Origin of the sequence: Sphingomonas sp. Leaf9, from assembly GCF_001421355.1 — a bacterium.
Taxonomy (GTDB): domain Bacteria; phylum Pseudomonadota; class Alphaproteobacteria; order Sphingomonadales; family Sphingomonadaceae; genus Sphingomonas.
The window spans coordinates 467,631-482,306 of sequence record NZ_LMKC01000005.1; the positions used below are offsets into that span (position 1 = coordinate 467,631).

Genomic DNA, 14,676 nt, shown 5'->3' on the forward strand with positions numbered 1-14,676 from the left:
TAAGGCGGCATGATCAGCGACGATGTGCCCTTTCCGACGACCAGATACTCGCGTCGCCGGGGCGGCCGGGGATGGCTGGCCATCGCCCTCATCGCCTTCGTCATCGGCATTGGCCTGACGCTCGCCGTGCTGCGCTATGTCGCGCCGCGCTTCGGCTGGGGCGTGCAGCAGCAGGCCGCCGTGCCGACCGCGCAGCCGACCCCGGTCGCGACCAGCGCCGCCCCGCCGCCGCAGGTTTCCGCCCTCCCGATCCTGTCGGCACGCGAAGCGGCACTGGCCGCGCGCATCGCCGATCTGGAAACGCGCATCGTCGGGCTGGACAGCAGCGCGCGCAATGCGGCGGGCTATGCCACCCGCGCCGAGGACATGATGGTGATCGTCGCCACGCGCCGTGCGCTGGATCGCGGACGGCCGCTCGACTATCTGGAGGGGCAGTTGCGCGACCGGTTCGGCGGCAGCCGCCCCGATGCGGTGCGCACGCTGATCGCCGCCGCGCAGAACCCGGTCACGCTGGACGATCTGCGCAGCGCGCTGGACGCCGCTGCCATCCCGCTGACCGCCGGCCCGGTGAACGAGAATTGGTGGGATGCCTTTCGCCGCGAGGTCGGGCAACTGATCGTGATCCGCCAGGGCACGACACCCAGCAGCCGCCCCGGCGACCGGCTGGAGCGCGCACGCCGCCGGCTGGACACGGGGCAGGTCGAAACGGCGATGGCCGAGGTCGAACGCATGCCCGGCGCCGCCAATGCCGCCGCGTGGACCGCCGCCGCACAGCGCTATGTCAACGCGCGCAAGGCGCTGGTCGACCTCGAATCGGTCGCGCTGACCACGCCGCGTCCGGCACCGGTCGCGCCGTCGGCGATCGTGCAGCCGACCCCCGACCCATCCGCTCCCCCCGCCGCGGCCGAGACGGTCGCGCCCACGCTTTAGAGCGGGTTGTGATAATATGGAGGTATCGTGACGGAGCCGATTTTGGTTCAGGGCAAGAAGCGAGGAGCGGAGCGATGCTGTTGCATCGTGACCGACGAGCGCCGCTGCCCTGGGCGAAAATCGGCCCGCCGCAAGGCGGTTGCCCTGTCGTGCCCGCCGGCTGCGTCACGAACCTTGCAGGTAGCGCTGCTACCTGCTGCGATCCGCTCCTTGCCGGACGAACCCGACAGGGCAATCACGCTGCCTCCATATTATCACAACCCGCTCTAAAGGAAACGCCCATGGCCGATATGGGCCGGTTCGACTGGCAAGACCCCTTCGCCCTCGACGCGCAGTTGAGCGACGAGGAACGCATGGTCCGCGACGTCGCCCATGGCTATGCCTGCGAGAAGCTGCTGCCGCGCGTGACCCGCGCCTTCCTGGACGAGGATTTCGCGCGCGAGATCATGACCGAGATGGGCGCGCTCGGCCTGTTGGGCGTGACGATCGATCCCGAATATGGCGGGGCGGGCATGGGCTATGTCGCGTACGGCCTGGTCGCGCGCGAGGTCGAGGCGGTGGATTCCGGCTATCGCAGCGCGATGAGCGTGCAGTCGAGCCTCGTGATGCATCCGATCAACGCCTATGGTTCGGACGCACAGAAGGCGAAATATCTGCCCAAATTGGCCAGCGGCGAATGGGTCGGATGTTTCGGGCTGACCGAACCCGATGCCGGGTCGGACCCCGCCGGCATGCGGACGCGGGCGGAGAAGATCGACGGCGGCTATCGCATCTCCGGCGCCAAGATGTGGATCACCAATTCGCCGATCGCCGACGTCTTCGTGGTGTGGGCCAAGTCCGACGCGCATGGCGGCAAGATCCGTGGTTTCGTGCTGGAAAAGGGCATGGCCGGCCTGTCCGCGCCCAAGATCGAGGGCAAGCTAAGCTTACGCGCATCGATCACCGGCGAGATCGTGATGGAGGGCGTCGAGGTCAGCGAGGACGCGCTGCTGCCGCATGTCGAGGGGCTGAAGGGGCCGTTCGGCTGCCTCAACCGCGCGCGCTATGGCATCGCGTGGGGCACGATGGGCGCGGCGGAATTCTGCATGCACGCCGCCCGGCAATATACGCTCGACCGGCAGCAGTTCGGCGTGCCGCTCGCCTCCAAACAGCTGGTGCAGCTGAAGCTGGCCGACATGCAGACCGAGATCGCATTGGGGCTGCAGGCGGCACTGCGCGCCGGGCGGATGTTCGACGACGGCACGCTGGCGCCCGAGGCGATCAGCATCATCAAGCGGAACAACTGCGGCAAGGCGCTGGCCATCGCCCGCACCGCGCGCGACATGCATGGCGGCAACGGCATCGCCGCCGAATTCCATGTGATGCGCCATGCGATCAACCTGGAGACGGTCAACACCTATGAGGGCACGCACGACGTCCATGGCCTGATCCTCGGCCGGGCGATCACCGGGATCGCCGCCTTCTGATGGCCCCGCGGTAATGGATCGCCAGCCGATCCTGATCGGCGATCTGGTGACGGTTCGGCCGACGACCGCCGGCGACTATGATGCGTTGTACGGTGTCGCATCCGATCCGGCGATCTGGGACCAGCATCCCGCGCACGACCGGTGGCAGACGGGTGTCTTTCGCGCCTTTTTCGACGAAGGGTTGGCGGGCGGCGGAATGCTGACCATCCGCGATGCGGGCGATGGGCGGATCATTGGGTCGAGCCGCTATGGCCCCCATGATGTCGAGGCCGACGAGATCGAGATCGGCTGGACCTTCTTCGCGCGCGACTGCTGGCGGCGGGGCTATAATCGCGAGGCGAAGCGGCTGATGATCGATCATGTCGCTCGGCATGTTGGGGCCGTTACCTTCCATATTGGTGAGGACAATGCCCGGTCGCGGGCTGCCGTCGCGGCATTGGGGGCGACGCTGCGCCCCGGCAGCGTCGCTGTGCTGCGCGGCGGGCGGATGGTGCCGCATGTCCTTTACGAACTGCGCCGCGCGTGAAGCCGCTGGCGGGCATTCGCGTGGTCGAGCTGGCGCGTATCCTGGCCGGGCCGTGGTGCGGACAGGTGCTGGCGGACCTGGGCGCGGAGGTGGTGAAGGTCGAGCGGCCGGGCAGCGGCGACGACACCCGCCACTGGGGGCCGCCCTTCGTCACCGCGCCCGACGGAAGCGCCCGCGACGCGGCCTACTTCCACGCCACCAATCGCGGCAAACGATCGGTGGCGATCGACATCACCAGCCCGCAAGGGCAGGCCGAGGTCCGCGCGCTGGTCGCCGGGGCCGATGTGGTGATCGAGAATTACAAGGTCGGCGGCCTTGCCAAATATGATCTCGACCATGCCGCGCTGTCGGCGGTGCGGCCGGGGCTGGTGACCTGTTCGATCACCGGCTTCGGGCAGGACGGACCCTATGCCCACCGCGCCGGATACGACTTCATCATCCAGGCGATGGGCGGCGCCATGTCGCTGACGGGCGAGCCGGACGGGGCACCGCAAAAGGCAGGCGTGGCCTATGCCGACCTGTTCACCGGGCTGTACGCAGCGGTCGCGATCCTCGCCGCGCTGCACCGTCGCGACCTGACGGATGAGGGCGCGTGGATCGACATGGCGCTGCTCGATACGCAGGTGGCGGTGCTGGCCAACCAGGCGCTGAACCTGATGGCGGGGGGTAGCGTGCCGACGCGGATGGGCAATGGCCACGCCAATCTGGTGCCGTATCAGGCGTTCGAGACGGCGGACGGCGCGCTGGTCATCGCGGTCGGCAATGACGGACAGTTCGCGCGGCTGTGCGGCATACTGGGCCTGAACCTGCATACCGACCCGCGCTTTGCGACCAACCCGGCGCGGGTGATGCATCGCCACGAGGTGATTCCGGCGGTGCAGGCGGCGGTGGCGACGTGGCGCAAGGCCGACCTGACGCAAGCGTTGGAGGCCGCCGGCATCCCCGCTGGCCCAATCAACGCGCTGGACGAGGTGTTCGCCGACCCGCAGGTGGTCGCGCGCGGCATGGCGATCCGGCCCGACGGGCTGCCGGGCCTTGCCGGGCCGATCGTGATCGACGGCGAACGGATGGTCGCCGAACGGGGTGCGCCACAGCGGCCCTGAGCGGTTTTCGACCAGGCTGAACCACCGTCATCGCCCTGCGGGCGACCGCTTTCGCGGCGGGCCATTTTTGATCCGGGGCGGCGTCGATCGTCGGTCACGATGCTTCGGCATCGCTCCCTCCTCTCTCCTTGCCCCGAACCGAAAACGGCGCCGTGCCGATGATCCAGCCTGATCGAGAACCGCTCTGGGCGCCAAAGTTCACAAAGTTCACACTCGCCACGCTTGTTGCACTGTGGTCAAATTGTGGCAGCTGCAGCGGATTCAAAGAGCGGGCGCGGGTCGCGCGTCGCCGATCATGGCGCGGTGGCAGCGTGTAGGAAAGGGGTGCGTACTGGTCGGCAAGCCTATCCCAGCACGCGCCGGACCAGCGCGCCGCAATCGGCATTGCCCGCGCGCGGGGTATCGTCGCCGCGGATCGCGTGGCCGATCATGCGCAGGATGCCGCCCGCGCTCTTGATGCCCGGCGGGATGCGCACCTCGGGCGACTGGATGCGGCCGCCGATCCGCACCGGCTGGTCGAGGTGCAACAGCGTGCGCTGTTTCGGCGTGCCGGTCAGCGCGATCGACAGGGTTTCGTCGGACAGGCGCACCACCCCCCGCCCCCGCGTCTGCGCGCGCGACGTGTCGATCAGCAGCGGGTCGATCCGCCCCAGCCCGTTGGTGACGTCGAGCCGCAGGCCGAGGCAGCGCAGCCGCGCCTGCGCATCGTCGTCGGTCAGCACGCCGCGCGCGACATCGGCACCCAGCATCGACGCCATCTTGGCCGGCAGCACGCCGCCCGCTGCCGCGAAGCCGATCGTACCGTCCGACCGGCCGATCGCCTGGCGGATGGTGTCGCCGCTGCCGACCAGCCGCAGCCGGGCGCGAAGCGGCGCATCGACCGGCGCGCCGCCGGCGAAGGTCGAGATGCGCGAATCCTTCAGCCGCAGGTCGAACGTCGCCTTCGGCGTCGTGCGCCCCCGCTGATCGATCACTACCTGCCCGGTGATCTGCCCCTGCGCCAGCCGCACGGTCAGCGGCGCGACGGTCAGGCGGCGGTCGTCGATCGCCAGCACGGTGTCGAGGCTGCGCAGGCCCGGCATGTCGAGCAACCGGTCGACGCGCACCGCGAGCGTGCCGTCGAGATTGCCCATCTTGGCGAGGTTGATGCGGGTGCCCGGCACGACGCGCGGGCCGATGCGACGCTCGATCGCGGCGGCTTCGGCACGGCCTTCGTCGGTGGCGAGGTCGTCGAACGACAGGGTGGCGAAGTGCAGCCGCCCGTCGATGCCGGTCTTCTCGCCATCCTTGGTGACGGTCGCGTTGGCGCCGGACAGCCGCGATCGGCCGATGCTGCCCGACAGCTTTTCGATCACCCAGGTCGGATCGTCGTGGCGCACGCGCGCGGTGAGCGCGACCGGTTGCGTGCCGAACAGCCCCGCCTCGACCAGCGCGTCCAGCGTCTTCAGATTGTCGGCGCGCGCGGTCAGGTCGACGGTCATCCGCCGCGTGTCGAGCGGGGAGGCCATGGTGCCCTTCGCATCGACGTCGATCGTTGTTCCTGCGACCCGCGCGGTGAAGGGCCACGCGCCGTCGCCGGCGATGGCCGGGCCGTTCAGCGACACCGTGACCGGGCGGTTGTCGATCGCGCCACCGCCGCCGGCACGAAAACCCTGCGCATCGGAGGCGACGGTGACCGAAAATCGGCGGTTCTGCACCGCATCGCGATAATCGATCACGAGGTTACGGACGGTCAGGCTGGTGATGGCGGACGCCGACCCCTTGTCCCCGCGCTTGTCGGGGGCCCAGTTCTTTCGTCCGTCGCGCGACCGCACCATCGCCACCCGTCCGCCATCGATGGCGAGCGCGGTCAGGTCGAACGTGCCCCGCAGCAGCGGCAGGACGCGGAAGCGGAAATCGATGCGCTGCAACCGGACCAGATCGCCCTGCCCCGCCCAGCTGGGCTGGGCGATGCGCAGGTCACGGACGATCAAGGTGGGCGAAAAGGACAGCAGCTCGACCCGCTCGATCGTGCCGATCGACACATCGGACCCGAAGCGTTCGGCGAGTTTCACCGACACCCGGTCGCGCAACAACCCCCATGGAAAGGCGGCGAGGATCAACAGGATCAGCAGCGCCAGCCCGACGATGCCGCCCACGAAATACCGCCAGTTGCGCGAAAACCATGCCATCTGGCGACAAGTCGGGAACAGGCAGTTCGTTCCATGGGCGCAATGGAATTACTGACAGGGGTGTAGGTGGCGGCGATCTACGGGCGTCACCAAGGGGGGCGAGTTATGAGAATGGCCGGAATTGGTGGTTTGCAGAAGTTCCGCCTACATGCGGCGGACTATTGAAGCGGTTCGGCCTCCGCCTCTTGAACGGTATGTTGTTGAATGAATGAAGCTCTTAGCGTTAAGAGCCACGCCGATATAAACAGCATATATGCGGGCCAAAGATACTCATACCACGGCATTGCTCTGACGGCGTCAGCCAGCGCAGCAAAACATATAATAGCGGCGCTGACGCCAAAAATTCCCGTCGCAACGGCGCTGCGCAAAGGGCGATCCAAACGATAAACAAGAAACCGGGTGGATGGATTGTAGCGCCGATAACACATCCAAGCCATGCCGATGACTATGGGCGACACCACCAGCGTCACGAGCAAGCTGCCAAACATGGGTATGCCGATGCTGTCGCCATCGACAGGAAGAACGCCTGACTTCAGAATTTCAGGCCAGTAAATGAAGTTCGGAACTGGATATGCCGCTATCAGTAAGGCGGTCAACATCCATAACACCGAAGCGCGGGAAGGCATCGAACGTCTCCTTCCAGCCACGGTATGTGCCCGGCTAAATGTCCACAAGTAGGCGTGGGCGGACACCCCCGCCATTCCGCGCAAGGCGTCTCTTGCACGATAACCGGCGGCCTTAACCGCCGCGCCGTTCGGCGGAACGGCGAGGCGCGGCAGCCGCTCAAAAGTCGACCGCGATGCCCTTGTGCGTCCAGTCGCCATAGCGCGTCGGGCTGAGACCCAGCGGGTCGTCGGCGTCCGGTTTTTCAGGGATCGGCTCGGGAGTCGGTACCGGCGGCGACTTGGAGAGATGCGCTGGCGGCTTCACATGTGGCGGTCGCTTGCCCATAGGGGGTCCTTTCCGGTTCGCTTAGGCCTGCACTTGGCGGATCGGCGACAGGATTCAAGTACCCCCTTTTCCACATGGGAACCCAATCATGGCCCGCCCCCGTCTTGCCCCCGAAGCGCCCGGCGTGCCCGCGCGCCGTGCCGCGCTGAAACTGCTTGATGCCGTCATCCGGCGCGGATTGCCGCTGGAGGCGGCGCTGGCGAGTGCTACGTCCGAGCTGGACCGGCGTGAGGATCGCGGGCTGGCCCATGCCATTGCCGCCGCCGTGCTGCGTCGCCTGCCCGATCTCGACGCGCTGATCGACAGCGCGACGCAGCGGCCGCTGCCCGACGATGCCAAGGCGCGGTTCGTGCTGCGCGTGGCGCTGGCACAGGCGCTGGTGCTGAACACGCCGCCGCACGCCGCGATCGCGACCGCGCTGCCGCTGGTGGATGGTGGCCCGCGCAAGCTGGTGCACGGGGTGTTCGGGACGCTGATGCGCGGCAATGCGCGGCTGCCCGATGCCGCGACGCTGCCCGCCGATACCGATGCGCGCTGGGTCGCGGCATGGGGCGAGGACATGGTGATCGCGGCGGCACAGGCGATCGCGCAGCAGCCGCCGGTCGACCTGTCGTTAAAGGGTGAGGACGGGCCGGAGGGCGTGGCGCTGGCCCCGCATCACCGGCGTCTGGCCGAACATGGCGCCATTGCCGACCTGCCGGGCTATGCCGAGGGGCAGTGGTGGGTGCAGGACCTGGCGGCGTCGATCCCGGCGCGGTTGCTGGGCAAGGGGCCGGGCCATGCGCTCGACCTTTGCGCCGCGCCGGGCGGCAAGACGCTGCAGCTGGCCGCCGCGGGATGGGACGTGACCGCGCTCGACAATTCGGCGAGCCGGCTGATGCGCCTGACCGAGAATATGGAGCGTACCGGGCTGTCGGCAACGGTCGTGACCGGTGATGCGCTGGTGTGGAAGCCGGCCGAGCCGGTCGACGCGATCCTGCTCGACGCGCCGTGCAGCGCGACCGGCATCTTCCGCCGCCACCCCGATGTGCTGCACCGCGTGCGGCCGAGCATCATTGCGGAAACGGCGGCGTTGCAGGCGCGGTTGCTGGCGCGTGCCGCCGACTGGGTGAAGCCGGGCGGGCGGCTGGTCTATGCCACCTGTTCGCTGGAGCCGGCCGAGGGCGAGGCGCAGCTTGACCGGTTCCTGTCTGCGCGGCCGGATTACGCCGTAGAGCTGGCGACGGCGGACGAGTTGCCCGAGGGCGTGACGGCGCATGAACGCGGCTATGTCCGCACGCTGCCGGGGATGCTGGCCGAGCAGGGCGGGCTGGACGGGTTCTTCATCGTCCGGCTGCGGCGACAGGAGGGTTAGGGTCTGTACTCAATCGCAATAAGGTCGTGACGGAGCGGATTTTGGCGCCAGGCCAGGAATAAGGAGGGAGCGATGCGTAAGCATCGTGACCGACACGCGACGCCGCCTGGCGCCAAAATCCGCCCGCCGCTGCGCGGTCGTCCGTGGATGGCCGCCCAGCATCGTCGCTTGCTTGCGGGTAGCGCAGCTACCCGACTGCGCTGCACTTCTCGTGGGCGGCCATCCACGGGCGATCACGATCCTTATTGCGGTTGAGGACAGACCCTAAGCAAGTCTTGCCGCATCGGCAGACCGTGCTAGGACGAATGCCATGCAACCCGTCCGTATCGCGCCCTCCATCCTGTCCGCCGACTTCGCCAAGCTGGGCGAGGAAGTCCGTGCGATCGATGCCGCCGGCGCGGACTGGATCCATATCGATGTGATGGACGGGCATTTCGTGCCGAACCTGACGATCGGCCCGGCGGTGGTGAAGGCGCTGCGCCCGCATAGCCCCAAGCCGTTCGACGTCCACCTGATGGTGTCGCCGGTCGATCCGCTGGTGGAGGCGTTCGCCGAGGCGGGTGCCGACATCCTGTCGGTCCATCCGGAATCGGGGCCGCACCTGCACCGCACGCTCCAGCGGATCAAGGCGCTGGGCAAGCGCGCGGGCGTCGTGCTGAACCCCGGCACCCCGGTCGAGGTGGTCGACCAGGTGATCGACCTGACCGACCTGCTGCTGGTGATGAGCGTCAATCCAGGGTTCGGCGGACAGAAGTTCATCGACAGCCAACTGCGCAAGATCGAGGCGCTGCGTGGCAAAATCGACGCGACGGGCCGGCAGATCGACCTGCAGGTCGATGGCGGGATCGACCGGGTGACCGCGCCCAAGGCGATTGCCGCCGGAGCCGACTGCCTGGTCGCCGGCACCGCGACCTTTACCGGCGGCCCGACCGCCTATGCCGCGAATATCGCCGCACTGCGCGGCGCATGATCCCGCCCCAGCCGATCGACGAACCGCGGGGCGAGATCGACGTCGGCAAACGGCTGGTGCGGCAGGGTGGCGGCACCGGGCTGTCGCTGTCCGAACGGATTGCCGAGAAATTGCAGCGGCTTGCGTGGCGCACGCCGCTGCACGGCCTGCGGCTGAAGGGGCGGCATCCGCTCAAGCTGATCGCGGTCGCCGACGATCCGTTCTTCGGCGATATCGCGCGCGGGCAGGCATTGCTACGCGGCGAGCTGATGTTCCGGGGCGAGGCGGTACCGATCGATCGCCTCGGCCTCGACCGGCCCAAATTCTCCGCCGCCTTTGCCGAACATCTCCACAGCTTCGCATGGCTGCGCGACTTGTCGAGCGTCGCGCCACGGGTGACGGCGGTGCCGATCGCCGAGACGCTGATGCTGCAATGGCTGGCGGCGCATGGCGAACGGGTGTCGGAACCGGCATGGAGCGCGCATGTCACCGGGCGGCGGATGCTGTTCTGGATCGCGCATGCGCCGCTGATCCTGTCGTCGACCGATCTGGTCTATCGCTCGCGCGTGCTCAACACGATCGCCCGCGCCGCCCGGCATCTGGACGGTGAAGCGGGCAAGGCGCCGGCGGGGATTCGCGCGATCACCGCCTGGGCGGGCGTGGTCGCCGCCGGGCTGGTCATTCCCGGCGGCGATCCGCGCCGGGCGTTCGGCGAACATGGCCTTGCGCGGGCGCTGACGACCGGCCTGTTCGAGGATGGCGGCATCGTCGGCCGATCGCCCGCCGAACAGCTCGACGCGGTGATGACGCTGGCGGCGCTTCGCGAAATCTATGCCGCGCGGCGGATGGACGTGCCCGAGGCGCAGGGGCTGGCGCTGACCCGGATGGTCGCCGCGCTGCTGGGCGTGTGCCATGGCGAGGGTGGCCTCGCCTGCTGGCAGGGATCGGGGCCGGTCGACGGCGAACGCATCGCCGATGTCGTCGCGGCGACCGGGGTGCGCACCCGCCCGCTACGGCATGCAGGCGACTGGGGTTACCAACGGTTAGCCGCCGGGCGCACCGTACTGATAGTCGATTCCGCGCCGCCGCCGGTGGCGCGGGCGGCGCGCGAGGGCTGTGCATCGACGCTGGCGTTCGAACTGTCGGACGGCGGGCAGCGGATCGTCGTCAATTGCGGCGGTGCGGGCGCCGCGCTGCTGACGCTTTCGCCCGAGCTGCGCCGCGCGCTGCGCACCACCGCCGCCCATTCGACTCTGGTACTGGCCGATGCCAATTCGACCGCGATCCATGCCGACGGGTCGCTGGGCAAGGGGGTCGGCGTGGTCGACATGCACCGGCAGGAAAGCGACGCGATCAGCCGGATCGAGGTCGCACATGACGGCTATGCCAGGCGGCTGGGCTTCCAGCATCGCCGCGTGCTGACCCTCAGCGCCGATGGCCGCGACGTGCAGGGTGAGGACATGCTGATCCCGACCGGCCGGCGCGGGCGCAAGGGCGACACAGGCTTCGTCGCGCGTTTCCATCTGGCACCCGGCATCGAGATCGCGCCGACGCCGGACGGACAGGCCGCGTTCCTGCGCATTCCCGATGGCGGCCCGGTGTGGCAGTTCCGCTGCAAGGGCGCGACGCTGGGCGTCGAGGAAAGCCTGTGGATCGATGAGGGCGGCACGCCGGTGCCGACGTTCCAGCTGGTCCTGTCGGGCGCGACCCCGGCGGGCGGGCATGACTTTTCATGGCGGTTCCACCGGGCGCGGTAGGGTTGAGGGGATAGGGTGATGTTACTGCTGGCCGCTGCGTTGTTCGCCCTCCCCGCCCCCGATTGCCGCTATGACCTGGCGGCAATGCTGGCGCTGGAACAGCAGGCGTTCGATCAGGACATGGACGGCGGCTGGCGCGCGCTGTCGAAGCGGGGCTGCGACGCTGAAGCGGCCGACCTGATCCGCGATTGGCGCGCCGCGCACCCGTCCGACCAGCCGAATGCCAAGATCCTGTTCTGGCACGAGGGTCAGATGCGCGCTGAGCTAGGCCAGACCGCACGTGCGATCGCGTTGTTCGCACAGAGCCGCAAGCCCGCCGAGAAGGACCGGGCCTGGGGCTGGAACCTGTATGTCGATGGCAGCATCGCGTTCCTGCGCGGCGATCGGGTGGGACTCGAGCGTGCCCGCGCCGCGCTGGCCGTGCTGCCCAGGCCGCCCGAGCTGGCCGATGCGCGCGGCCCGGACGGCAAGCCGATGACGATACGTTGGCCGATGAACCTGAACGTCCTCGACGGCTTCCTGCGGTGTTGGGGGCAGTCCTATCACAAGGCCTATGGCTGCGCCGTGCCGATGTCGGTGAAGAAGGGCTAACTGCTATTCCGTCACCCCGGCGACGCCGCCGATCCGGCGAGCAGCCCGCCGTCGATATTGACCTCGGTCCCGGTGATATAGGTCGCTTCGTCCGATGCCAGCATTGCGGCGACCGCCGCGACTTCCTCCGGCAGTCCGAAGCGTTTGAGCGGCGTATCCGCCACCAGCGCCGCCATCCGCGCCGCGCGGTCGGGGCCGTCGCCCAGCATTGGCTCCCAGATCGGGGTCAGGATCGCCGCCGGGTGGAGCGAATTGCAGCGGATGCGCCAGCCGTTCTGCGCGCAATAGAGCGCGACCGTCTTGCTGTGGTTGCGGATCGCCGCCTTCGACGAGGCATAGGCCGCCGCCCCCGGAATGCCGACCAGCCCGGAGCGCGATGAGATGTTGATGATCGATCCGCTCGCCGCCCCCTTCATCGCGCCGATCGCATAGCGACAGCCGAGGAACGTGCCGTCGAGATTGACGGCATGGACCGCGCGCCAATCCGCCAGTGACGCATGTTCGGGATCATGGGCGACCATGCCGCCTTCGAACCCGGTCACGCCGGCATTGTTGACCACGACATCGGCCACCGGCACGTCGTCCGCCAGCCGCGCCCAGTCATCCTCCTCGCGAACGTCGAGGGGCAGGAAGCGACAGCCGAGCGCATCGGCGGCGGCCTGTCCGGCGTGCCGGTCGCTGTCGGTCAGGACGACGGTGCCGCCCTCTTCATGGAAACGGGCGGCGATGGCGTGGCCGATCCCGCGCGCCGCGCCGGTGACGACGCAGATTTTCGATTGCAGACGTTGCATGATGAAGTCCCTGTACGCGTGATCGTGCGGCGGACGCTCCGCCGGTTCAGCTGAGGGACTGGACCATCGTTCCGACTCCATCTGGGACGGCGTGCAGGCTAGGCCGACCCGCCGAAAGTCGCAAGCCGCGCCCCCTTGCCCCGCCGCGCCATTCGCGCGAAAGGGCGCGGCCATGGATCATGTCACCGCACAGCGCGCGCTCCTTTCGGTTTCCGACAAGAGCGGCATCGTCGACCTCGCCACCGCCCTTGCTGCCCATGGCGTCGAGCTGGTTTCCACCGGCGGCACCGCCAGCGCCTTGCGCGAAGCGGGCCTGACCGTCCGCGACATTTCGGAGCTGACCGGGTTCCCTGAAATGATGGACGGGCGGGTCAAGACGCTGCACCCGGTGGTCCATGGCGGGCTGCTGGCGGTGCGCGACAATCCGCAGCATGTCGCGTCGATGGACGAACACGGCATCGGCGCGATCGATATCGTCGTCGTGAACCTCTATCCGTTCGAAGCGACCGTGGCCAAGGGCGCCGACCGCGACACGATCATCGAGAATATCGATATCGGCGGCCCGTCGATGGTCCGCTCGGCCGCAAAGAACCATGATGCCGTCGCGATCGTCACCGATCCGGCCGACTATGCCGCGCTGATCGCCGAGCTGGCCGAAACCGGCGGCGCGACGACCCTCGCCACCCGCCGCCGCTTCGCCGCCAAGGCCTATGCCGCCACCGCCGCCTATGACTCGGCGATCGCGCAGTGGTTCGCCTTTGCCGATCAGGGGCAGGCGTTTCCCGACACGCTCCCCCTCGCCTTCACCCGTGGCGCGGAGCTGCGCTATGGCGAGAACCCGCACCAGTCGGCGTCGCTCTACATCCCGCGCGGCCCCGCCGCGCGCGGCATCGCGCAGGCGGAGCAGGTGCAGGGCAAGGCGCTGAGCTACAACAACTATAACGACGCCGATGCCGCTTTGGAGCTGGTCAGCGAGTTTCGCGACGGCCCGCCGACGGTGGTCATCGTCAAGCACGCCAATCCGTGCGGCGTCGCGACCGGCGAGACCTTGATCGAGGCGTATCAGGCGGCACTGGCGTGTGACAGCGTGTCGGCATTCGGCGGGATCATTGCGGTCAACCGTCCCTTGGACGGCGAAACCGCGCGCGCGATCAGCGGCATCTTCACCGAAGTCGTCGCCGCCCCCTCAGCCGATGACGAGGCGAAGGCGGTGTTCGCTGCCAAGAAGAACCTCCGCCTGCTGCTGACCGGCGACCTGCCCGATCCGGCGCGTGGCGGGCTGATGGTCAAGACTATTGCCGGCGGGCTGCTGGTCCAGTCGCGTGATGGCGGCAATCTGGGTCAGGTCGACCTGAAGGTCGTGACCAAGCGCCAGCCGACGGATCAGGAACTGGCCGACTGCCGCTTTGCGTGGACCGTCGCCAAGCATGTGAAGTCGAACGCGATCGTCTATGCCAAGGACGGCAGCACGGCGGGCATCGGTGCCGGCCAGATGAACCGGCTGGAATCGGCGCGTATCGCCGCGTGGAAGGCGAAGGATGCCGCAGACAAGGCCGGTTGGAGCGAGGCACGCACCACCGGGTCGGCGGTCGCGTCGGACGCATTCTTCCCCTTCGCCGACGGCCTGCTGGCCGCGGTCGAGGCCGGGGCGACGGCGGTGATCCAGCCGGGCGGATCGATCCGCGACGAAGAGGTCATCGCGGCGGCCGACGAAGCGGGCCTCGCGATGGTGTTCACGGGCATGCGCCACTTCCGGCATTGATCGGTAAAGAGCGTCGGCGAGACCGGGAGGTTGCGCCGATGCTTGTTTTCCGGGCCGCTTTTACCAAGCGAGCCATCCGTTGCGCTCGGCGATGACCGGCGGCGTCAGGGCACCGATTGCCGCCAAGACGCCAAACACCATGGGCCATGCACAGACGTTTGCCGGGAAGAGTTGCGCAGCCCCGCCAACGGCACCGGCCACGTAGGCGCCGGTCACGATCGGGCCGACAAAGCCACCAACCATGGCGGCTGCCAACAGCAGATAAGCCAGAATTTTCATCGTTTTCGTCCTCCTGGCCTTTAGCATGGCAGAGGCAGGGCGAACG

General features: G+C 68.3%; 14 protein-coding genes. 9 read left to right on the plus strand and 5 right to left on the minus strand.

The features are described 5' to 3' along the window. Nucleotides 1-9 precede the first annotated feature (9 nt). The 4 genes from ASE58_RS15970 (at nucleotide 10) to ASE58_RS15985 (ending at nucleotide 4,025) form a co-directional block, all read left to right on the plus strand. Complete coding sequence (locus tag ASE58_RS15970; RefSeq protein ID WP_055823443.1) at nucleotides 10-930, plus strand: hypothetical protein; 921 nt, start codon at nucleotides 10-12, stop codon at nucleotides 928-930. A 281-nt stretch (nucleotides 931-1,211) separates the two neighbouring features. Next, nucleotides 1,212-2,396: an acyl-CoA dehydrogenase gene (locus tag ASE58_RS15975; RefSeq protein WP_055823446.1), complete on the plus strand. Its 1,185-nt coding sequence runs from the start codon at nucleotides 1,212-1,214 to the stop codon at nucleotides 2,394-2,396. 13 nt (nucleotides 2,397-2,409) lie between these two features. Continuing rightward, nucleotides 2,410-2,922, plus strand: a complete 513-nt coding sequence (locus ASE58_RS15980) for a GNAT family N-acetyltransferase (RefSeq protein WP_055823450.1) — start codon at nucleotides 2,410-2,412, stop codon at nucleotides 2,920-2,922. Next, complete coding sequence (locus tag ASE58_RS15985) at nucleotides 2,919-4,025, plus strand: CaiB/BaiF CoA transferase family protein (protein WP_055823452.1); 1,107 nt, start codon at nucleotides 2,919-2,921, stop codon at nucleotides 4,023-4,025. The genes ASE58_RS15980 and ASE58_RS15985 overlap by 4 nt, the downstream gene beginning before the upstream one ends. A gap of 344 nt (nucleotides 4,026-4,369) precedes the next feature. On the opposite strand, the gene ASE58_RS15990 is transcribed toward ASE58_RS15985, so the two are convergent. The 3 genes from ASE58_RS15990 to ASE58_RS17635 all read right to left on the minus strand — a co-directional run bounded on the left by ASE58_RS15990 (nucleotide 4,370) and on the right by ASE58_RS17635 (nucleotide 7,147). Continuing rightward, nucleotides 4,370-6,196: an AsmA family protein gene (locus ASE58_RS15990; RefSeq protein WP_055823455.1), complete on the minus strand. Its 1,827-nt coding sequence runs from the start codon at nucleotides 6,194-6,196 to the stop codon at nucleotides 4,370-4,372. Between the two features lie 158 nt (nucleotides 6,197-6,354). Then, nucleotides 6,355-6,822: a hypothetical protein gene (locus tag ASE58_RS18040; RefSeq protein ID WP_156347780.1), complete on the minus strand. Its 468-nt coding sequence runs from the start codon at nucleotides 6,820-6,822 to the stop codon at nucleotides 6,355-6,357. A gap of 157 nt (nucleotides 6,823-6,979) precedes the next feature. Beyond that, the gene (locus ASE58_RS17635) at nucleotides 6,980-7,147 is read right to left on the minus strand and encodes a DUF1674 domain-containing protein (protein ID WP_082457151.1); all 168 of its coding nucleotides are present in this window, start codon (nucleotides 7,145-7,147) and stop codon (nucleotides 6,980-6,982) included. Between the two features lie 88 nt (nucleotides 7,148-7,235). Between ASE58_RS17635 and ASE58_RS15995 the strand changes: the two genes are divergently transcribed. From ASE58_RS15995 to ASE58_RS16010, 4 genes are all read left to right on the plus strand, one after another. Further along, nucleotides 7,236-8,501, plus strand: a complete 1,266-nt coding sequence (locus ASE58_RS15995; protein WP_055823458.1) for an RsmB/NOP family class I SAM-dependent RNA methyltransferase — start codon at nucleotides 7,236-7,238, stop codon at nucleotides 8,499-8,501. A gap of 310 nt (nucleotides 8,502-8,811) precedes the next feature. Further along, nucleotides 8,812-9,471 carry a ribulose-phosphate 3-epimerase gene (gene rpe, locus ASE58_RS16000; RefSeq protein ID WP_055823460.1) on the plus strand — a complete coding sequence of 220 codons (660 nt, stop codon included), beginning with the start codon at nucleotides 8,812-8,814 and terminating at the stop codon, nucleotides 9,469-9,471. Continuing rightward, nucleotides 9,468-11,207 (plus strand): heparinase II/III family protein, encoded by a 1,740-nt coding sequence (locus tag ASE58_RS16005; RefSeq protein ID WP_055823464.1) that lies wholly within the window; start codon nucleotides 9,468-9,470, stop codon nucleotides 11,205-11,207. Before rpe ends, ASE58_RS16005 begins: the two co-directional genes overlap by 4 nt. 18 nt (nucleotides 11,208-11,225) lie before the next feature. After that, nucleotides 11,226-11,798 (plus strand): hypothetical protein, encoded by a 573-nt coding sequence (locus ASE58_RS16010; RefSeq protein ID WP_055823468.1) that lies wholly within the window; start codon nucleotides 11,226-11,228, stop codon nucleotides 11,796-11,798. Nucleotides 11,799-11,809: 11 nt separating this feature from the next. Here ASE58_RS16010 and ASE58_RS16015 read toward each other — a convergent pair whose 3' ends face one another. After that, nucleotides 11,810-12,589, minus strand: coding sequence for an SDR family oxidoreductase (locus tag ASE58_RS16015; protein ID WP_055823471.1), 780 nt, complete (start codon nucleotides 12,587-12,589; stop codon nucleotides 11,810-11,812). Between the two features lie 172 nt (nucleotides 12,590-12,761). On the opposite strand from ASE58_RS16015, the gene purH reads away from it, so the two are divergent. Then, nucleotides 12,762-14,351 carry a bifunctional phosphoribosylaminoimidazolecarboxamide formyltransferase/IMP cyclohydrolase gene (gene purH, locus ASE58_RS16020; RefSeq protein WP_055823473.1) on the plus strand — a complete coding sequence of 530 codons (1,590 nt, stop codon included), beginning with the start codon at nucleotides 12,762-12,764 and terminating at the stop codon, nucleotides 14,349-14,351. A 60-nt stretch (nucleotides 14,352-14,411) separates the two neighbouring features. Here purH and ASE58_RS16025 read toward each other — a convergent pair whose 3' ends face one another. After that, nucleotides 14,412-14,630, minus strand: coding sequence for a hypothetical protein (locus tag ASE58_RS16025; protein WP_055823476.1), 219 nt, complete (start codon nucleotides 14,628-14,630; stop codon nucleotides 14,412-14,414). Nucleotides 14,631-14,676: the final 46 nt, after the last annotated feature.